This window comes from Streptomyces sp. NPDC045678, assembly GCF_056432085.1.
Genome location: NZ_JBWKJS010000016.1, coordinates 35,094 through 53,316 on the forward strand (window position 1 = coordinate 35,094; position 18,223 = coordinate 53,316).

18 protein-coding genes, 1 tRNA gene and 2 pseudogenes are annotated in these 18,223 nt (G+C 69.5%); 4 read left to right on the forward strand and 17 right to left on the reverse strand.

Annotated features, from left to right (window positions below; all coding sequences use genetic code 11):
• Positions 1 to 12: 12 nt before the first annotated feature.
• Positions 13 to 1,200 carry a thiolase family protein gene (locus AC07DO_RS38705; RefSeq protein WP_479067147.1) on the forward strand — a complete coding sequence of 396 codons (1,188 nt, stop codon included), beginning with the start codon at positions 13 to 15 and terminating at the stop codon, positions 1,198 to 1,200.
• A gap of 182 nt (positions 1,201 to 1,382) precedes the next feature.
• Positions 1,383 to 2,900, forward strand: coding sequence for a long-chain-fatty-acid--CoA ligase (locus tag AC07DO_RS38710; protein ID WP_479067028.1), 1,518 nt, complete (start codon positions 1,383 to 1,385; stop codon positions 2,898 to 2,900).
• An 89-nt stretch (positions 2,901 to 2,989) separates the two neighbouring features.
• Here the strand turns inward: AC07DO_RS38710 and AC07DO_RS38715 are convergent, their stop codons facing one another.
• The 3 genes from AC07DO_RS38715 to AC07DO_RS38725 all read right to left on the reverse strand — a co-directional run bounded on the left by AC07DO_RS38715 (position 2,990) and on the right by AC07DO_RS38725 (position 6,763).
• The gene (locus AC07DO_RS38715) at positions 2,990 to 3,859 is read right to left on the reverse strand and encodes an alpha/beta fold hydrolase (RefSeq protein WP_479067030.1); all 870 of its coding nucleotides are present in this window, start codon (positions 3,857 to 3,859) and stop codon (positions 2,990 to 2,992) included.
• A 97-nt stretch (positions 3,860 to 3,956) separates the two neighbouring features.
• Complete coding sequence (locus tag AC07DO_RS38720; protein WP_479067032.1) at positions 3,957 to 6,047, reverse strand: MDR family MFS transporter; 2,091 nt, start codon at positions 6,045 to 6,047, stop codon at positions 3,957 to 3,959.
• Between the two features lie 98 nt (positions 6,048 to 6,145).
• Positions 6,146 to 6,763: a DUF309 domain-containing protein gene (locus AC07DO_RS38725; RefSeq protein ID WP_479067034.1), complete on the reverse strand. Its 618-nt coding sequence runs from the start codon at positions 6,761 to 6,763 to the stop codon at positions 6,146 to 6,148.
• Positions 6,764 to 6,860: 97 nt separating this feature from the next.
• On the opposite strand from AC07DO_RS38725, the gene AC07DO_RS38730 reads away from it, so the two are divergent.
• A tRNA-Pro gene (locus AC07DO_RS38730) sits at positions 6,861 to 6,934 on the forward strand.
• Between the two features lie 98 nt (positions 6,935 to 7,032).
• Here the strand turns inward: AC07DO_RS38730 and AC07DO_RS38735 are convergent.
• Together AC07DO_RS38735 and AC07DO_RS38740 are read right to left on the reverse strand one after the other, a co-directional pair.
• On the reverse strand, positions 7,033 to 8,250 hold the full coding sequence (locus tag AC07DO_RS38735; RefSeq protein WP_479067036.1) for a site-specific integrase: 1,218 nt from the start codon (positions 8,248 to 8,250) through the stop codon (positions 7,033 to 7,035).
• Positions 8,250 to 8,639, reverse strand: a complete 390-nt coding sequence (locus AC07DO_RS38740; protein ID WP_479067038.1) for a helix-turn-helix transcriptional regulator — start codon at positions 8,637 to 8,639, stop codon at positions 8,250 to 8,252. Before AC07DO_RS38740 ends, AC07DO_RS38735 begins: the two co-directional genes overlap by 1 nt.
• A 909-nt stretch (positions 8,640 to 9,548) precedes the next feature.
• Between AC07DO_RS38740 and AC07DO_RS38745 the strand changes: the two are divergent.
• Positions 9,549 to 10,635: pseudogene (locus AC07DO_RS38745) on the forward strand (IS630 family transposase).
• On the opposite strand, the gene AC07DO_RS38750 reads toward AC07DO_RS38745, so the two are convergent.
• The 12 genes and pseudogenes from AC07DO_RS38750 to AC07DO_RS38805 all read right to left on the reverse strand — a co-directional run bounded on the left by AC07DO_RS38750 (position 10,629) and on the right by AC07DO_RS38805 (position 17,380).
• Positions 10,629 to 11,651, reverse strand: a complete 1,023-nt coding sequence (locus AC07DO_RS38750) for a hypothetical protein (protein WP_479067040.1) — start codon at positions 11,649 to 11,651, stop codon at positions 10,629 to 10,631. The pseudogene AC07DO_RS38745 and the gene AC07DO_RS38750 sit on opposite strands and share 7 nt — an antisense overlap.
• A gap of 71 nt (positions 11,652 to 11,722) precedes the next feature.
• Positions 11,723 to 12,211: pseudogene (locus AC07DO_RS38755) on the reverse strand (SPDY domain-containing protein); the annotation flags it as partial.
• Complete coding sequence (locus AC07DO_RS38760; protein ID WP_479067042.1) at positions 12,208 to 12,597, reverse strand: hypothetical protein; 390 nt, start codon at positions 12,595 to 12,597, stop codon at positions 12,208 to 12,210. The pseudogene AC07DO_RS38755 and the gene AC07DO_RS38760, both read right to left, overlap by 4 nt.
• Positions 12,598 to 12,871: 274 nt before the next feature.
• Complete coding sequence (locus tag AC07DO_RS38765; RefSeq protein ID WP_479067044.1) at positions 12,872 to 13,057, reverse strand: hypothetical protein; 186 nt, start codon at positions 13,055 to 13,057, stop codon at positions 12,872 to 12,874.
• A 12-nt stretch (positions 13,058 to 13,069) separates the two neighbouring features.
• Positions 13,070 to 13,249, reverse strand: a complete 180-nt coding sequence (locus AC07DO_RS38770; protein WP_479067046.1) for a hypothetical protein — start codon at positions 13,247 to 13,249, stop codon at positions 13,070 to 13,072.
• A 25-nt stretch (positions 13,250 to 13,274) separates the two neighbouring features.
• On the reverse strand, positions 13,275 to 13,688 hold the full coding sequence (locus AC07DO_RS38775; RefSeq protein ID WP_479067048.1) for a hypothetical protein: 414 nt from the start codon (positions 13,686 to 13,688) through the stop codon (positions 13,275 to 13,277).
• A gap of 31 nt (positions 13,689 to 13,719) precedes the next feature.
• On the reverse strand, positions 13,720 to 13,911 hold the full coding sequence (locus AC07DO_RS38780; RefSeq protein WP_479067050.1) for a hypothetical protein: 192 nt from the start codon (positions 13,909 to 13,911) through the stop codon (positions 13,720 to 13,722).
• 93 nt (positions 13,912 to 14,004) lie between these two features.
• Positions 14,005 to 14,745 carry a hypothetical protein gene (locus tag AC07DO_RS38785; protein ID WP_479067052.1) on the reverse strand — a complete coding sequence of 247 codons (741 nt, stop codon included), beginning with the start codon at positions 14,743 to 14,745 and terminating at the stop codon, positions 14,005 to 14,007.
• 17 nt (positions 14,746 to 14,762) lie between these two features.
• Positions 14,763 to 15,470, reverse strand: a complete 708-nt coding sequence (locus AC07DO_RS38790) for a hypothetical protein (protein ID WP_479067054.1) — start codon at positions 15,468 to 15,470, stop codon at positions 14,763 to 14,765.
• A gap of 22 nt (positions 15,471 to 15,492) precedes the next feature.
• The gene (locus tag AC07DO_RS38795) at positions 15,493 to 16,395 is read right to left on the reverse strand and encodes a hypothetical protein (protein ID WP_479067055.1); all 903 of its coding nucleotides are present in this window, start codon (positions 16,393 to 16,395) and stop codon (positions 15,493 to 15,495) included.
• Positions 16,392 to 16,751 (reverse strand): hypothetical protein, encoded by a 360-nt coding sequence (locus tag AC07DO_RS38800; protein ID WP_479067149.1) that lies wholly within the window; start codon positions 16,749 to 16,751, stop codon positions 16,392 to 16,394. Before AC07DO_RS38800 ends, AC07DO_RS38795 begins: the two co-directional genes overlap by 4 nt.
• Before the next feature lie 179 nt (positions 16,752 to 16,930).
• On the reverse strand, positions 16,931 to 17,380 hold the full coding sequence (locus AC07DO_RS38805) for a hypothetical protein (RefSeq protein WP_479067057.1): 450 nt from the start codon (positions 17,378 to 17,380) through the stop codon (positions 16,931 to 16,933).
• Positions 17,381 to 18,223: the final 843 nt, after the last annotated feature.

Consider the following 18,223-nt stretch of genomic DNA (forward strand, 5'->3'; position numbering starts at 1 on the left):
CGGAGCCGTATCGTGCGCACCGTCCACTTCGCCGCCGCCCGCCGCACCCCCATCGGCAAACTCCGCGGCGCCCTCTCCTCCGTACGCCCCGACGACCTCGCGGCGGCCGTCGTGAGGGGACTCCTCGCCGACATCCCCCAGCTCGATCCCGCCCGGATCGACGACATCTACTGGGGCGCCGCCAACCAGGCGGGGGAGGACAACCGCAACGTCGCGAGGATGGCCGCCCTCCTCGCGGGGCTCCCCGAATCCGTGCCCGGCGCCACCGTCAACCGGCTCTGCGCCTCCGGCCTCGAAGCCGTCACGACCGCCGCGCGCACCGTCGCCGCGGGCGACGCGGACATCGTCCTCGCGGGCGGCTCCGAATCGATGAGCCGCGCCCCCTTCGTGCTGCCCCGCCCCGACGAGGCGCTGCCGCACCGCATGGAGACCGCCGACACCCGCCTCGGCTGGCGCCTCACGAACCCGAAGATGAAGGACCTGCACGGTGTCCTCGCGATGGGCGAGACCGCCGAGGAAGTCGCGGGGCGGTACGGCGTCTCGCGCGAACGCCAGGACGCCTTCGCGCTCCGCAGCCACCAGTACGCGGCCGCCGCCCGCAAGAACGGCCACTTCGACGACGAACTCCTCCCCGTCGCACGACCGGACGGCACCGTCGTCGACACGGACGAATGCGTGCGCGAGGACACCTCGTACGAGAAACTCAGCGGCCTGCGCCCCGTCTTCCGCAAGGACGGCACCGTCACCGCGGGCAACGCGTCGCCGATGAACGACGGCGCGGCCGGACTCCTGATCGTCAGCGAGGAGGCCCTGAACGACCTCGGCCTCGAATCCCTCGGACGGTACGCGGCCGGTGCCTCGGCGGGCGTCCACCCCGACGTCATGGGCATCGGGCCCGTCCCCGCCACACAGAAGGTGCTCGCCCGCGTGGGCTGGAACGTCGACGACCTTCAGGAGGCCGAGTTCAACGAGGCGTTCGCCGCTCAGGCGCTCGCCTGCGTCGACGCCCTCGGCATCGACCCGGAGCTCGTCAACCCGTCCGGCGGAGCCATCGCCCTCGGCCACCCGCTCGGCTGCTCCGGCGCCCGCATCCTCACCACCCTGCTGCACCGGATGCGCCGCACGGGTGCCACGCGCGGCCTCGCCACCATGTGCGTCGGTGTCGGGCAGGGCAGCGCGCTCCTGGTCGAGCGCGATTGAGGACCCCGCCTGACGGCGGCCGATCCGGCGCGAGCCCCCGCCCTCTGCGAGCTGTCTCAACGCGGAAGGCGGGTGCCGTGCACCGCCGTCGACAACAGCCCCACGGCCGCAAGTCGGAAACGGCACGCCGCAAGCCGCAAGCCGCACGCCGCAAGTCCCTCGGAAACGGAGCCTCCACCCTCATGGCCACGCTCTCCCTCGCCGCGATTCTCGCCGAGCCCGCCCGCCGCCACCCGGACCGCACCGCACTCGTCGAGGGCGAACTGCGCCTCACCTTCAAGGAGTTGTGGCAGGAGGCCCGTGCCCAGGGCGCAGCCCTCGCGAAGCTCGGTGTGCGACCGGGGGACCGCGTGGCCCTCATGGCGCCCAACACCGCCGAGTTCCCCAAGGCGTACTACGCCATCCTCGCCGCGGGCGGAGTCGTCGTCCCCGTACACCTGCTGCTCTCCGCCGAAGAGGTCGAGCACGTCCTCCGGGACAGCGGCGCGACCCTGCTCCTCTGCCACCCCGCCCAGGCGGCGACCGGCGGGGCGGCCGCCGAAGCCACCGACGTACGCATGGTGCGGCTCGGCTGCGACGGCGAACTGGAGGCCCTGGCGGGCGCCACCGAACCCCTCACCACCTACGCCACGCGCGACGCCGACGACCCCGCCGTCGTCTTCTACACCAGCGGCACCACGGGCGTCCCCAAGGGCGCCGTGCTCAGCCACTTCAACCTGGTGATGAACGCGACCGTCAACGCCTTCGACGCCAACGACATACGCCCCGACGACACCGCACTCGGCGCGCTCCCCCTCTTCCACGCCTTCGGGCAGACCGTCTCCATGAACTCGACGTGGCGGGCGGGCGCCACCCTCGTCCTGCTGCCGCGCTTCGACGCCGCGCGGGCCATCGAGCTGATGGTCGCGGAGAACGTCAACACCTTCCACGGCGTCCCCACCATGTATGTGGGCCTGGTGGCCGCCGCCGAGGCCGCGGAGAAACTGCCCGAGCTCCGGATCTGCATCTCCGGGGGCGCCTCGCTCCCCGTCGCCGTGCTCGAACGCTTCGAGAAGGCCTTCGGCACGCCCGTGTACGAGGGCTACGGGCTCTCCGAGACCTCGCCCACGGCATCCGTCAACCAGCCCGACTTCGGCACCAGGCCCGGCACCATCGGGCACCCCCTCTGGGGCGTCGACGTCGAGATCGCCCGCGCCGACATCGACGACCGCGTCGAACTGCTGCCCGCCGGTGAACTCGGCGAGGTCGTCATCCGCGGCCACAACGTCTTCTCCGGCTACCTCGGACGCCCCGAGGCGACCGCCGAAGCCCTGGTCGACGGCTGGTTCCGCAGCGGAGACCTCGGCACCAAGGACGCCGACGGCTTCCTCTCCATCGTCGACCGCAAGAAGGACGTCATCATCCGCGGCGGATTCAACGTCTACCCGCGCGAGGTCGAAGAGGTCCTGATGCGTCACCCGGCCGTCGGCCAGGCCGCCGTGATCGGACTGCCCGACCCGGTGCACGGCGAGGAGATCTGCGCGGTCGTCGTCGCGGCCGCCGACGCCACACCCGGGCTGGCCGAGACGATCATCGAGTGGTCCAAGGAGCACCTGGGCCGCCACAAGTACCCGCGCCTGGTGGAATTCACCGACGAACTCCCGCTCGGCCCGAGCATGAAGGTACTCAAGCGGGAGCTGCGGGCCCACTACAGCGCGTAGGAACGCGCCTCTGTCCTGATCGCGGGCGGCGTCATCCGGCTCATCCGGCTCATGGCGGGTGTGCGGCGTACTCGGCGGCTACCGTTCCCCTACGAGGCGCCGTCGAGGACCTGCCGCAGCCGAAGCGCGAACTCGTCCGGCTTCCCCGGATAGCCGAACTCCCCGCCGCAGAACCCGCCGTGATGGCTCGGGAACACGCTCACCCGCTGCCCGAGCAGTTCCGCGGTCGCGACAGCGGTGCGTCCGGTCAGCAGGTTCTCGGACTCCTCGCCCACGGCGATCACGACGCGGGTCGGCGCGGCGGCGATCGCCTCGACCTCGGGCCGGTAGCCGCTGACCGCCCACGACCGGTCGGACAGCAGCGGATCGTCACGTGAGCCGTCGTCCTCCGTGGGCATCCCGAACGCGGCGGGATCGGCCTCCGGCTGGGCGAAGTACGCGTCGGTGAACTCACCCTCCCACGAGGTCATGGCCACGAACGCGGCCATCCCGGCCCCCCACCCGCGCTTCTCGTACGCATCCCGGACCCCGGCCCGCGCCCGCACGGCCGCCGGGCCGTCCGGCGTGAGGGTGACGAGCGGCGGCTCGTGCGCGACCAGAGTGGTCACGTCCGCCGGATGCCGTGCCACGACCGCGAGCGCCGTGACCGCTCCACCACTGCTGGCGAACATCTCGACCGGCCCGGCCCCGAGCGCCCCGATGACGGCGTGCACGTCGTCGGCCTGCGTCTGCGGCGTGTGGTCGACCCGCCCGTCCTTACGGATGCTGCGACCGAGCCCGCGCGGGTCATAGGTGACCACGGTCCGCTCCGGGAAGCGCGCGGCGAGCGTGGCGAAACCGGTGGCGTCCATGGGCTGCCCGATCATGAGCAACGGCGGACGTCCGTCGGCGGTCGGCAGCGGCCCCCGAACGTCGTACACGAGGTCTGCGCCGGCTGTTGCGAGTGTGTGCGTCTCCATACCCGTGCAGACTCGCCCCGCCCCGGAAACTCATCGGCGGGGCGATATGACCCGCGCGGGCTCGGGCGCGGCACCCGTGCCGCGTCGCTCCGACTGCTCAGCGTCCGGCGACCGTGGCGCCCGCCGTCTCCGGAGAGAGCCCCTGCTCAAGATCCTCCGCGAGCAGCCGTTTGGCGATCACGTCGACCGCCGCGGCGAGCTCCTTGTCCGCGGGCCGGCCGATGTCCTTCTGGATCTCCTCGCCCAGCCAGGACGCCCACGCCTTGGAGATCACCTCCGCCTCGCGCTCCCCGGCGGGCGTGTGCGAGAAGTACGTCCCCGTACGCGTCAGATACCCCTCCTCGACCATGCGGTCGAAGACGGGCACCAGAACCTCCGGCGGAATCCTGCGCCGTGCGGCGATCAGCCCCAGGCTCGCGTGCCCGACCATCCGCGTGAACAGCGACACCTGCATGACCGCCCAGGCGCCCGCGATGTCCAGGCGGGTGTCGGAGTCCCTGATGATCCCGCGCGCGGTGGTCATGCCGACGTCGCGGATGATGGCGGCGACGCTCCGCTCCAGTACGTGCCCGGGGTCCCCGCTGGAAGGCTGCGCGAAGCCCTCGCCCATGTCGGGGGCGCCCATGCGCGCGCTGTCGCGCAGCTCAACCTGCTTGAGGAACAGCGCCACCAGGAACCCGAGGAGCGCGACCGGGACCGTCCACAGGAAGACGGTGTGCAGGCTGTCCGCATAGGCCTTGACGACGGGCGCGGCGGCAGCCGCCGGCAGTTCGTGCAGCCCGTCCGGACTCTGCGCGGCCTTGCCGATGGCGACCGGATCGCCACCGCTCGCCCGCGAGGCCGCCGCGACCCCGTCCTTCAGGTTCGGCGTCAGCGTGTTCGCGTAGATCGTGCCGAACACCGCCGTGCCGAACGAGCTGCCCAGCGTACGGAAGAACGTGACGCCGGACGTCGCCGTGCCCAGATCCGCGTACGCGACGGTGTTCTGCACGGCGATCGTCAGGACCTGCATGCACAGCCCGATGCCGGTGCCGAGCACGAACATGTACAGCGACTCCAGCCACGTACTGGTGGCGCTCCCCATCAGCGACAGCAGATACAGCCCGAGCGCCATCACGAGCGCCCCGACGATGGGGAAAATCCGATACGTCCCGGTCTTGCTGACGACGTTGCCGCTGAAGACGGAAGCGATGAGCAGCCCGATCACCATGGGCAGGGTCCGCACGCCCGAGATGGTGGCGGAGTCCCCGTCGACGTATTGCAGATAGGTCGGCAGGAACGTCATCGCGCCGAGCATCGCGAAGCCCACGATGAAGCTGAGGATCGAGCAGACGGTGAAGACCGGATTGCCGAACAGCCGCATCGGCAGCATCGGTTCGGCGGCCCGCGTCTCGACGACGCAGAACAGCGCCAGCGCGACGAGGCCGCCGACGAAGAGCCCGATGATCGTCGGCGATCCCCACGCGTACTGGTTGCCGCCCCAACTCGTCGCGAGGATCAGCGCGCTCGCGCCCACGGCGACGAGCGCGATGCCGAGGTAGTCGATGACGGGCCGCACCGCCGACTTCACGACGGGAATGGTCCGCGCGGCCGCAAGCACCACGACGATCGCGATGGGCACGTTGACGTAAAAGGCCCACCGCCAGCTCAGATGATCAGTGAACAGCCCGCCCAACAACGGCCCGATCACGGTGGACACGCCGAAGACGGCACCGATGGCACCTTGGTACTTGCCGCGCTCGCGCAACGGGATGACGTCGGCGATCAACGCCATGGACGTCACCATCAGGCCGCCCGCGCCGATGCCCTGCATCGCACGCCAGGCGATGAGCAGCGTCATGTTCGTGGACAGGCCGCACAGGAAGGAACCGGTGATGAAGATGACCGCCGAAACCTGAAAGACGACCTTTCGCCCGAACAGGTCACCGAACTTGCCGACGAGCACCGTGGCGACGGTCTCCGCCAGCAGATACGAGGTGACGACCCACGACATGTGTTCCGCCCCGCCCAGATCCGACACGATCGTCGGCAGCGCGGTGCCGACGATGGTCTGGTCGAGGGCGGCGAGCAGCATCCCCAGCATGATCGTCACGAAGACGACGTTGCGTCGCCGCCGGTCGAGAACGGGCGGGGCCTGGGCCTCGGCGGGGGCGGACGCGGGCACGGCCGACTGATCGGTGGTGGTCACACGGCCAGCCTCACACCGGGGGGAGGGGTGTGCATGTGGGGCGAGTCCGGTTCGGTGACGGCGCCCACCCGAGCCCCCCGGGGCCGCCGACTGACTCCCTACACCCCGAACCCCGCACCACCCGGGGACCCCGCACCACCCGGGAACCCCCGATCACCCGGGGACCCCGCATCGCCCGACCCCACGCTGTCCGGCCGTACCCCTCGCAGCCGCGGCGCATGGGCCGCCGCGTCCACCGGCACTGCCTCACGCTCCAGAACCTCCACCAACGCCTCCGCCCACGCCACCAACTCGGCGATGCCGATTCCGTACGGCCGCTGCTGCCCGGCCCGCGTGCTCCAATCGGCGATCGCCCCGGCCCCGCGCAACAACAGCCGCGCTCCGCCCTTGGTATTGCCGCGGCCCGAGTGCGTGAGACCGACGGCAAGCTGCGCCAGCCCCTGCCAGAGACCGCGCTCGCCCTCGGGCCCCGACTTCCAGGCGTCCTCGAACACCTCGTGCGCGTGAAAGGGCCGCCCGGCGTCCAACAGCGCCTGCGCCTCGGCCACGGACTCCTCGGGCGCCCGCACGACCCCCTCCGGCTGCCTCGGCACACCGTCGGCCCCATAGGGCAACGGCCGCCCGAGCCCGTCGCGGGGCCGCTGGTTGCGGGCCCGCCCTTCCTCGTCACGGTCGCGCTCACGGCCACTGTCGTACGGTCCAGGTGCAGAGCTCATACGCCGATTGTCGCGCGTCCCTGACGGCGGTCACCGCAGGACGGAGCACCCTTCGACGTGGGGTAGAGTTCTACCTGTGATCACGCGGAACACACACCGGGACGTGGCGCAGCTTGGTAGCGCACTTGACTGGGGGTCAAGGGGTCGCAGGTTCAAATCCTGTCGTCCCGACTCGTAAGAGTCGCAGGTCAGGGGCCGTTTCAGAGTAATCTGAAACGGCCCCTTGATCGTTTTTGGGGACCAGATGGGGACCAGGTCCCTTGACCGTGTCAGCGGGTGACCACGATCGGGCTCGGCAGGGAGCGCGGGGCGCGCAGTGCGGTGAGGTGGGCCGAGAGAGCGGTACCCGCAGCGGTGATCTTGTGCACGTCGGGGTGCAGATACCTCTGGGTGGTGGTCAGCGAGCCGTGCCCGGCGATCTTGCGCAGGACGTGCACCTGGACTCCGGCATCGGCGAACCAGGTGAGTCCCGTATGCCGGAGGTCGTGGCGGCGCAAGTGCTCGTACCCGAGCTTGAGGACGACGTCGTCCCAGTGGGTGGCGTCACGCAGGACCGCAGTGGAGATACGGCCGCCACGGGGCCCGGTGAACAAGCGAGCCCCAGGATCGGGACCGGCGGCCAGAACGCGCTGGGCGACGAGCGGCCGGATCTCCTCGATGATCGGGACCTGGCGAGCCCGCTTGCCCTTGGTGCCCTTGTCGACGAGGCCACCGGGGGCGGGGGTGGTCTGGCGCCGTACGGTCCAGATCCAGTTCGTGGTGTCGATGTCCCCGACGCGGCAGCCGGACACCTCGCCGATGCGGGCGGCAGTACACGCGGCGAAGAGGACGACCTCTCCCCAACCGCGGTACTGGCCGTAGGAGGCAGCCACGAGTGCGTCAGCAAGCTCGACGAGCGTCTCCCAGTCGGGAAGGGCCAGCGCTCGTGGGTTGAGGAGCTCATCCTCGGCCTGCTTGTAGAGCTTCTGCCACCCCGTCACGCGGGCTGGGTTGACCTTGATGATGCCGTCTCGGACCGCCTGCTCCATGACGCGGACCAAGACGGCGAGGGTGTTCTTGACGGTCGAACGGCTCTGTTCGTCGGCGATCCAGTTCTGGACGGTGCGGTCGACGGCACCGTTGGTGATCATCCGGACGGGCAGATGCCCCAGGGCCGGGACGACCCGCACTCGCCAGCCTGCGAGATAAGGATCGCGCGTTTTCAATTCGAGCCCTCGCAGGGCGAGGCACATATTCACCTCGCCGTATTCGGCGAGCTTCATGGTGGCCACCGAGGGGGCAAGGCCGGCTTCTGCGGCCTCGACGATACTCTGGATCCACGCCTGCGCTTCTTCTTCGCTGTCTTTGCCCTCAGACAGGGATTTTCTGCGCTTGGTCGTGGGGTCGAACCAGCGGACGCGGGCGCGGTACGGGGTCGGCCTGTTGGGCCTGTATTCGACGTCCGTGGAGAGGCGTACGCCGGTCGGGACGGTTTCTATATGCGCCATCAAGCCGCCAAATTGGGGGTGGTGCGGCGGCTGTGCAGCCATTCTTCGACGTCGGCCGCGCTGTACATCACAACGCGCTCGGAGACCGAGACGAACGGAGGGCCTTGGGGCGGTTGGGCGGTTCGCCATCGACGCAGGGTCGAAGCGTCTATGCGGAGGCGAGTGGCAAGGTCCTTGGTCGAGTACCACGTGCTGGCGAGGAGGGACGGGCGGCTGCCTGTCGGATCACCTTCGTGACAGTGCGGTGCGGGGTGCGCTGTGACCTCCATATCGGGACATGCTGCGGCGTGCTTGGCGGCGGGTGAGGGGTTGGTAGGCAAGGGCAGGCGTTTCCGGGAGTACGGAACACTAAACGGATCGCCGCAAGAGTCCAGAGACGGGCAGCACATTTCTCCAACGGAGAACGTGTCACATACGGGTTCTATGCTGCCCGTTCGGCTACCCTCCCGGAACGGATCCGTGAATGCTCCACGGTGGACGAGGTAACCCAATGGTTCCTGGAATCACCGGTTTTCCTAACCGGTGATTCCATGTTATGTAGGGACGTGCGGACCTTGGCATCTCGTGCGCAGCGCTCCGGATGTGACTGGAGACCAGGGCGGCGATGGAGCTGCGGGTGTTTCGACGGAGCGCGTCGGCACGCTGCTTCCATGTTTCCCGATGACCCATCATGTGGAGTGCGTGGCGATCCTTGAGCCTGCCGAGAAGGGCCGCTGACCTGCGGTTTCGCCTGGTGTGCATTATGGGCGTTGTGTGCGTTACGGGCGATATCTTGACGCACGGGCGACGCACGTGACGCACGTATGGCGCACGTTCGCAGCAGTTTCTGATGAGGCGTCAGGAGCATGAAAGCCGCCCCTGCTACCCAGTTCATCTGGGAGGCAGGGGCGGCTTTCATGTGTTCAGCGAGAGCTTCGGCGCGGACCGTTGTGGCGGTCAGGGTGTCGGCCGACCCGCACGTCGTGGGTGCTGTGCCGAGGGGTACTCGGCACCTGAGGTGGGATGGCCCCGCGGCTCACCCGCTGGGTTGAGGGCATGGCGAACACGGGGCCTTGCTCACGGTCACCGACGGCCTCTCGCAGGAGCCGGAGCGCCTGCTCGCTGACAGGAATTTCACGCCTGGTGGGGATGACGTCTCCCGCGTTCAACGCGAGAGCGTCGTCCAGCGTTACGTTGCCCTCGCAGAGCAGTCCGACAAGGGAGTGCACGTGTGCCGGGACGGCCTCGTTGGTTACTGAGCCTGAACTCGTGGTGTCGTAGCTGCTGACAGGTCTTGATCGTCGCGGTACGCCATTGTCATGAGGTACGCGCAGGGCGGCGGTCTGACGGACGAGCGGCGGGAGTTCCGCGAGGGCATCCGGCGTTCGGCGGCCGAGCGGTTCGCCCGCGACGAGCGAGCTCGGCGATCGCGAAGGATCTGCGGGTCAGCGTCCGGTCGGTGCAACGCTGGCGGAAGTCGTGGACCAAGGGCGGCCCGCGGGCCTTGCGCTCGACCGGCTCGGCCTCCCCACCGCGACTGAGCGAGGACCAATTCGTCCAGCTGGACGCAGAGTTGGCTAGAGGACCCATGGTCCACGGCTGGCCGGACCAGTGGTGGACCCTGACACGGGTCAAGACCGTGATCGGGCGTCGCTTCCACAAGAGCTACACCATCCAGGGCGTGCACAAGCTCCTGACCCGGCACGGTTTCTCCTGCCAGATCCCGGCCAGACGGGCCGTCGAGCGTGACGATGAGGCGATCACTGGCTGGGTGAGGGAGACCTGGCCGCTGGTGGAAGGACCGCGGCGGCGCTCGGCGCCTGGATCGTCTTCGAGGACGAGTCCGGGTTCTCGATGACGCCGCCGTTCGCCCGCACCTGGGCCCGTCGCGGGCACACGCCCGTCATCCGGGTCCGCGGCCGCTCGCGGCGCCGCATCTCCATCGCTGCCCTGACCTGCTACAAACCGGGTGAACGCTCCCGCCTGATCTACCGGCCCCGCCGCGACGACGGCCGGCGCAATAGACGAAAGAGCTTCGCCTGGACCGACTACCGTGACCTGCTCCAGGTCGCCCACCAGCAACTCGATGGGCCGATCGTGCTCATCTGGGACAACCTGAACGTGCATCTGGATGCCAGGATGCGCACCTGGATCGCCGACCGGGAGTGGCTGACCGTCCACCAACTGCCCTCCTACGCCCCGGATCTCAACCCCGTCGAGGGCATCTGGTCCCTACTGCGGCGCGGCTGGCTCAGCAATGTCGCCTACACCAGCCCTGACCACCTGGTCCAGACCGTCAGGCGCGGCCTGCGCACGATCCAATACCGCAGTGACCTCATCGACGGATGCCTCGCCGGAACCGGCTTATCCATCACCCAGGCGACTTCACGAGTTCAGGCTCAGTAGTCCGGCAAGTGGAGCGCCTGCACGGCGAAGTCGGCGCCCGCCCGCCGCATCACCTCGGCCAAAACCGTGCGGGAGTCGGCCGCACCGGTTCCGCCCGTGATCAGCTTGGCCGCGGCTTGCAGAGCAGTCGCGGCAGTCGCCACTTCGTCCGCCCTGGTCTCCAAGAAGCCCCAGCTGCCATCCTCGACGGCCTGGGCGCACGCAGAAATACGGATCAGCACTGATGCATACGCAGCGGCGAGGCGCTCCTCCGCAGGAGTCGGTGCGCCGTCGTGAATGTATGACGGCCAGAGCTGAGGGGCCGGAGGCAGGGCACGAATGTTAGCTGCTGCCTCGTTGATGATCTCGGCAACCAGGGCGAGGGCGGTGTCGCATTGGTCCCGCACCCAGTCCTGCGTCCGGGGGTGCCGCGCCACGCCCTGGCCAGTGGGGGACTTGTAGTCCAGATCGTGCACGATTTCGGTGCGCGCCGTGAAGAACCCATTGAGCTGGGTGAGCCGGGCCAGAGGCAACCGCGCGTTGGAAATGCCGAGCGTGTCACGGACACGTGACTTCACATCGCTGCTTCCCTGGAGGCTCGCTTTCGTGCGCGCCTTGACGTAGAGACGGATCATCTCCTCGCGTGGGTTTGTGCCCCGGATGGCGTCGGACAGTTTGTCCGAGGGGGGTCCTGAGAGCTCGTTCTTCAGGAAGTCGTCGAACTTGCGGGCAGCGTCTACGTTGCCGTCCACGAGCAAGTGCAGCGTGTCGCGAAGTAGTCGTTTACAGCAGGCGTCCAGGCCGCTGGAGGTGAAGACGATGGCGGCACGCAGGAGATTCGCCTCATCGTGGCGAAGGCGTCCGCGGACGTCCTTGCCGGAGGCCGCCTTCTCGGCTTCGCGGATCACAGCCAAACCGTCGAACACGCCTTGGACGGTTTCGTGGGCGGCTTTCAAGTAGCGCCAGGCTTGGTTGATAGCTGTGACGCGGGGTTTGGTAGGCAGGGGTGTGAGCTCGATGGTGGTGTATCCGACCATGTTAATGGGATCCCCCGCCCGGACCGGAGGCTCTCCTATGATGCGGCCATCCGTGCGGCGCAACCATCCTTAGCCCACCACAGCGCCTCGCCGGGCTTGGACTGGTGGAACTGCATCCAGGCGCCACCGTCGGGGCTCATCGCGGTGAAGTGCTGACCCTGCTCGGTCTTCCAGCGCTGCTCCTGCAGCGGCGCCCACACGTTGGGGGCGTGCGCGGAACGGGGGCGAGTGAGCGCGTCGGTGAATCCGGCGACGATCTCCACGGGTACCTGGCGAGTGAAGGTCGCGTGCCAGGCTTCCTGGCCGCGGGCGGCCTTCCCGGAGATCGTCCACCCGCCGGGCTGGGTGAAGGGGTCATATCCGATGCGCACGGACTTGTCCGGGCTGTCGAAGACCAGTGGCCCGCCGGTCTTGGACTTGTCGTTCCAGCCGGAGGCGCGCAGGAACTCGCTGACGAAGCGGATGTCGCCGCCGCCGGCGAGGTAGCGGGGCTCGATCAGGTAGTGCTGTTCGGCTTGCTGGGCGCCGGGGGCCCAGCAAGCCCACTGCTGCTGTTTCACCGGCTCCTCCTGACGACCATGGCGGAGGCGACGGGCTGGGGCGGCAGGGTGCTTGCCGTGGTGGGCGGTGTCCCGAGCTGCTTGATGGCGTCGGCGTGCTCGTCAAGATCCAGGCCGACGCTGTGCAGTTCGTGGGAGGCCCGGCCCATGGCCAGCCAGACCTCGGGCGGGAGCATCCCGCGGTGGGCCTGGTTCTGGGCGAACCGGGATCCGGTGCCGACCAGATCGGTGACCCGGGTCAGGACGCCCTCCTGGGTGTCGAGGACTTTGGCGAGGATTTCGGCCGCTTGGCGCGGGGTGGCCTGGTCGAGGTGATCGTCCAGGGTCTTGATCAGGCTGGCGATGTCCTCGGCGAGGCGTACGGGATAGGACGACAGGTCGGTCATGGGCCTCCTGGGGCGAATGAACGGGGCAATCAGCTGCGTCGGCCGAGGCGGCGGGCTTCGCTGAGGACGGCCTCTGGCCGGGCGACGGCCACAGGGATGGACCGTTCGCAGCTGCCGACAGCGACGGCGCGCAGGTAGTGGCGGAACAGAGCTGCGGCCAGGCGCGGGCTTCGGCTGGCGGTGATGGGCGGGGGCGTGCGGTCGGGCGCGGGGATGTGCGGCATCTCTCGGGTGGCGGGGGCCGGCCTCCGCGGCGGGAGCTGGCCGGGGACGGTTACAGGGGGCGGCGGGAGCGGTGGCTGCCTGCGTCAGGTGGTGTCGCAGGGGCCGTGACCGGTGGCGACGGTTGCGCGGCGGCACGGGCGGCCTGGTGGGCGGTGCCGCCGAAGACGGTGTCGATGGCGATGCGGTACCCGGCGCCGGTCAGCAGGGGGGTGGCGCGTTCGGCCATCTGTTTCATGGCCATCTCGCCTCAGTGCTCGGGGACTTGGTGCGAGGTGTCGGCTTCCTCGGGCATGCAGTGCCGGTCGAGGCCGAGGCCATCGAGCAGTTCGAGGAGGTGTTCGGGGGCGCTGGTGCGGCTGTCGACGTAGATGGTGCCGTCGCGGTGGTAGACCAGTACGTCGACGTCGTGCTCGTCGGCGAGCGTCATGGGTGAGGCTCCGGGGTGTTGAGGTTCACCGCCGGGCGGCTGGAGCGGTGCGGCTGGGGGCCTTGGGCGCGGGCCGGGTTCCGGCCGAGGGCGCGGCGGCCGGGTGGCGGTGGTTGCGGATGTCGGCGACCGCTTCCTGGTAGGCCACGGGGTCGAAGAGATCGTCGGGGATGTTGACCACGTATCCGGCCAGCAGGAGAGAAGGCACGGCAAGGGTGGCGACCTTCTTCTTCTCCTGTTCGCTGAGGTGGCTGGGGACTTCGTGCCAGACGTAGACGGGGCCGGCCGTGACCTCGGTTTTGCGTTCCAGCCCGAGGGCGTCGAGCAGGGCCAGGAGCTGCTCGGGTGCACCAGTGGGGGTGTCGGCGTGGATCGTGTCGGTCAGGGGATTGCGGTAGATCTCGACGTCGCTGCCTTCGACGTCGGCTCTGTTGCCCACGAGCGGGCTCCTCCGATCTTCTGAGGGGCTATCACCGCCGGGCAGGCGACTTGGCCGGGGTGGTTGCCGGTGTGGTGGGCAGTGCGGGTGCACTGGTGCGCGCGCCTTGGCGCTGCTGCTCGACGGGCATGGTGTGCGGCTGGCGCTGGTAGGGGCCGCGGGGTCCGGCGGTGGAGATGAAGCTGCCGACGGTCTGCAGGATTTCCCTTGGCGCGTTCGTCACCGCCGACCGCGAGGACCAACTGGGTCTTCGAATCCCGCGGGATGGTCACGTAGTCGAGGACGACGAACGGCGGCTCGTCCTCCGTCGACCTGTTCACCGAGTCCGCGCCGCAGGGGCCGCTGGGGTCGGGGCCGCGACCGGGGCGGTGTCCAGGGCGGGCTTGGCCTGCGGGAGTCGCACGCTGATGCCGATGCCGAGCTGGACGAGCTGAGCTGCTGCCCGCTGGATGGCCTGGGCCTGGGCTGCGGTGTCCTCGCCGGGCAGCACGAAGGCGTCATGGTCCTTGTCGTACACGCAGCCGTTGTCGGTGAGGATCTGGGCGGCATCGGCCCGGTCGGGCTTGGTGACGTGGAAGTCCCGGCCGCTCAACGTGATCACCACGAGTTCCGGGGGCAGCGCCGGGGCGAGGCGGGCGGCGTTGTCGCGGACTTTGGCGAGGGCTTTGTCGTAGCGGGGCAGGAGGGTGGTCGTGATGTCCGCGGCGGCCTGGGCCGGGTCGTCGGGGGCGGTGATGCCGTCGGGCTCGCGCACGGTACGGAAGGCTTCCGCAGGGATGTCGGCCGGGGCGATGGCGCCGACGAGGAACTCCTCGCCGCTGCGGGGGCGCGGGATGACGTACAGGCGGGTGCCGTCGTCGCGGGTGAGGACCGCGTCCTGGTCCAGGACGTGCTCGGCGATGGCGTGGGCGACCAGGTTCATGTCCCAGAGGTGTTCGGCGCGGGCGAACTGGTCGGGGTACTGCGCATGGGTGTGGTGCTCGCTGGTCCAGTTGCCGGGGAGCTCGTCGGCGAGGGCGATGGCAAAAGACGCGAGATCAGGGGTGGGGTCGTGCATGGCTTCCTCGGGATGGGTCAGCGCCGTCGCCCGGCAGGGGCCGGGGCAGTGGGCGGCGGGCTGGAGGCGGTGGTGGGCAGGGGCGGGGGCGGGCAGCCGCAGACGGCGGAGGCTTCGCGCTCGTTCGGGCCGACTTCGGCGCTGCATACGCTGCGCTGTGGGTGAGGCTTGTGCCGGTCGGCGAGTTCGGCGCGGATGGCGGCCAGATCGGCTCGGATGACGTCCAGGTGGCCTTCGGAGAGGTAGCGCAGCCGCCCGGCGGTAGCGATGTCAGATGGTCCGCCAAGGCTCAGATGGAACTCGATCGTTGCCGCGAGGACATCGTCGAGGGCAGCCAGGACGCCGTCGTGGGCGGCGGTGAGTTCGGTCAGGGCATCCGCGACCTCCTCGGTGGTGGTCGCCTGGCGGATGCGTTCGCCCTGGTGGGCGACGGAAGCACCGAGGGGGAGGTAGTGGGCCTCGCGCAGTTCGGTCTCGAACGCCGCGTCGCAGGCGACGTGGTACCGGACGGCGCGCAGCCGTGCCACGGCCCGGGTGGCGAGACGTTCCTCCTCAGCTTCGTCAAGACCGGTGGGCAGCCGGTGGTAGTACTCGTGCACGCGGACGACGGGGATGAAGCCGGTGCGCTCCAAGATGCTGTGCGCTTCCGGGTCCCCGCCGCGGGCGAGGACTTCGCCCGAGTGCACGTCGCGTTGCAGGGTCAGATAACGGTCGGCAATGGCCAAGGGCAGTGCTCTCTCGGAGTGTTCAGCGGGAACGGCGCGCGGGCGCGGGGTGCGGTGCGGCAGGCACGCGGGTGGGCCGGGCGGCGCGCTCGTTGGCTCCGGGCAGATCTGCGGCGGCGGCCTTCAAGTCCTGCTGGATGCCGTACAGGCGCCGGGCGATCAACTCCAGCCGGTGCCCCGCTGCGGGACCGTAGGAGTGGGGCAGCTCCTCCAGCCGGTAGGCGGCCTGCTCGACCAGGCCACGCACCGAGGCGATCGGCCCATGGGTCTCGTCGGTGAGCTGACGCATCAGCGTGGCGAGCTGCGCGGCCACCGCGGGCGGGGACTGTTCTGTCACCGGCTGTGGCAGGGAGGGGCGTTGGCCCGGGAAATGCGCGGTCAGCGGGCGCCCGCCACGAGGCTGGGCGGGGACAAGGCCCAGGTCGACTTCGATCAGGCGGCACTCGTTGCGGAGAACCTCGTGCACGGGCCACGGCTGTCGAGCCCGGGTGCCGTCTTCGCGGATGGGGTTGGCGATCACATCGAGTCGGCCGGGGCGGGCCTGCAGGACGACCCAGCGGCACGCGTGTTCCTCTGCGGCGGGTGCGAAGCCGGTGACGCGGGTCAGCCGCTCGGCGATCTCCGCCCACTCCGGCGGGCTCAGTTCCCGGTCAGCGGGGTGCAGGCGGACCGCCATGTGGAAGATCTCGGGAGCGTTGGCGTTCAGCCCGGCCGCGTAGGGGTGGAGGAACTGCGGTGCGAGGAGGTACTCCTCCCAGTCGGCGAACATCCACTCCTTGGGGCCGCCCTCGGCGATGCTGGAGTCCACAGGCGCGCATGCCACCACGAGACCACCCAGAACGTCCTGTTCGGCGATCGGACGGCCCAGGGCGGCGGAGACCGAGATGGAGGGGAAGAACTGCGACTCGCAGATGAGCGGGATCATCGGTCGCCTCGGGCGTCGGCGATGTGCACGAGCTGGTTCAGCGAGGTGGTGGAGTACCAGCCGCAGTCGATCACGCTGCCCGCGTCGGCGAACTTCGGGATCAGGTAGTCCTCCAGGGCGCGCAGGTAGATGAGGCAGTCAGGGCAGCGCCGCGAGAGGTGGACCAGATAGCGGGGGTGGGCGGTGACGAAGGTCTGCTGCCCACCGTTGGGGTCGCGCAGCCGCCAGCCGTCCTCGTCGGTGGGCGTGTGCCAGGACGGAGTCACCACCGTCATGGCATCCCCCCACAACTCCCCGCCGGCCACACCCTTGAGGACGACGACTTGGTCGCCGGGCCGGAAGTGGCCATGGGTCATGTCCCTCTTGGGCGTGAGGATGTCGTCGGGAACGTACGGCGGGCGGGCGGCCTGGGGCACAACGGGGTCCTTCCACGAACGGCACGGGCGGCGGTGGAAGGACAATGGTCCGGAGGATCCCCGGTTTCGCTAACCGGGGATCGTCGGGTATACGGCATCCCCGCGCCCGCCATGCCCAACTAGCGGAAGGGGTTCTCTGAGCCGCGATCGGCCTCCGTGGCGGCGTCGAGAAGCTCGGGAAGATCAGCGCCTTCAGCGTCCCGCTGGTCGATCCACCACCCGGCGCGGGTGATCGTGCGAATCTTCTCTTCGAGTGCCGCCCAGTCCGCCTCGTCCCAGGTGCCTTCGCTCACCAGCGCGCTGTACGCGGCGGTGACCAACTGGTGGCGGGAGCGTCCACCCCAGTCCAGGGCCCGCTCGGGGCCTTCGAGCGGCGGCATATCGAACTGGGCGGCCCAGTCGGCGGCGGCCTGCTGTTCGGCGGCGCGCTTGGCGGCGAGCCACTCCTCCTTGCTGGCGCTGTCATTGTCGCGGGCGGCCTTCCAGCAGTCGGTGCAGTCCTTGGAGGCGAGCCAGCGGGCGAAGGACGCGCGCTTGTCGGCGGGGCGGTCGGACAGATCGCGGGTCACGGTGTGCCCACAGGTGTGGACAACTTCGAAGGAGGTACGGACTCCCGGGTAACTCCTTTTAACGGGCATTACATTCGAGGTGGGGCGGTTGGCCTGCGGCTTCAATTCGAGAACCTTTCTGTGGGGGTTGGGATGATGGCCTGCGTTGTTGCGGCGCGTCGTGCATTGGATGCACGATGCACGCGGCGGACGAAGGCGGTCGGGAGTGCTTGGTGGTGGTCCTGGGGACGCTTCCGCGTGCTTGGTGCTGCTGCAGGGGTCTACCTGCTGCTCCCGAGGACGCGGTCTTCAAGGTGATGCTGGAGGGGCGGGCGCGTCAGCAGCGTGGTGGGTAGCGTCTCCAGCCGAAGACGATCGGTGGCCGGCTCAGAGGCGTGGAGCGGTTCTCGGAGTTCACCAACGCCTACCCGTGGCAGCGGACGGCGTCGGACCTCGACGACTGGATGACGCAACTCATAGGGGTGGTGCGGCGGGCAGAGTCGACGAACCGCAGCGACCGGGGGCGGTCCGGCTGTTCTGCGACTACGTCACCTCGCCGCACTATCCGTGGCCTGCCGCGTGCAAAGAGCGGTTCGGAACGCACCCGATGCAGAGCTGCCATTAGTGGAACGCCGTGGCGCATGTGATGGAGTGCGAAGGCCGGCAGCAAGGGCATCGGTGACGCGGGCCCACCTGCAGACGTTCTTCGACTACGCAGACGACCAGATCGAGCGGGCGGTGCGGCTGGGCCGCAAGGCGCGCTGGGGGCGTACCTGGACACGACGGTCCCCAAGCGGTCAGCCTGTCCCGCAGACTCAAGGCGCTCGGCATCTGTCCGCGGCCGGCCAGAAATGCCCCTCTCAA

What these genes read in the sequence shown, in the direction of transcription:
- AC07DO_RS38740 (WP_479067038.1), bottom strand. Translation starts at nt 8,639, where the DNA reads ATGTGCTGCCCGTCTCTGGACTCTTGCGGCGATCCGTTTAGTGTTCCG.
- AC07DO_RS38710 (WP_479067028.1), top strand. Translation starts at nt 1,383, where the DNA reads ATGGCCACGCTCTCCCTCGCCGCGATTCTCGCCGAGCCCGCCCGCCGC.
- AC07DO_RS38770 (WP_479067046.1), bottom strand. Translation starts at nt 13,249, where the DNA reads ATGACGCTCGCCGACGAGCACGACGTCGACGTACTGGTCTACCACCGC.
- AC07DO_RS38785 (WP_479067052.1), bottom strand. Translation starts at nt 14,745, where the DNA reads ATGCACGACCCCACCCCTGATCTCGCGTCTTTTGCCATCGCCCTCGCC.
- AC07DO_RS38715 (WP_479067030.1), bottom strand. Translation starts at nt 3,859, where the DNA reads ATGGAGACGCACACACTCGCAACAGCCGGCGCAGACCTCGTGTACGAC.
- AC07DO_RS38765 (WP_479067044.1), bottom strand. Translation starts at nt 13,057, where the DNA reads ATGAAACAGATGGCCGAACGCGCCACCCCCCTGCTGACCGGCGCCGGG.
- AC07DO_RS38750 (WP_479067040.1), bottom strand. Translation starts at nt 11,651, where the DNA reads ATGGTCGGATACACCACCATCGAGCTCACACCCCTGCCTACCAAACCC.
- AC07DO_RS38800 (WP_479067149.1), bottom strand. Translation starts at nt 16,751, where the DNA reads ATGACCCATGGCCACTTCCGGCCCGGCGACCAAGTCGTCGTCCTCAAG.
- AC07DO_RS38795 (WP_479067055.1), bottom strand. Translation starts at nt 16,395, where the DNA reads ATGATCCCGCTCATCTGCGAGTCGCAGTTCTTCCCCTCCATCTCGGTC.
- AC07DO_RS38735 (WP_479067036.1), bottom strand. Translation starts at nt 8,250, where the DNA reads ATGGCGCATATAGAAACCGTCCCGACCGGCGTACGCCTCTCCACGGAC.
- AC07DO_RS38725 (WP_479067034.1), bottom strand. Translation starts at nt 6,763, where the DNA reads ATGAGCTCTGCACCTGGACCGTACGACAGTGGCCGTGAGCGCGACCGT.
- AC07DO_RS38760 (WP_479067042.1), bottom strand. Translation starts at nt 12,597, where the DNA reads ATGACCGACCTGTCGTCCTATCCCGTACGCCTCGCCGAGGACATCGCC.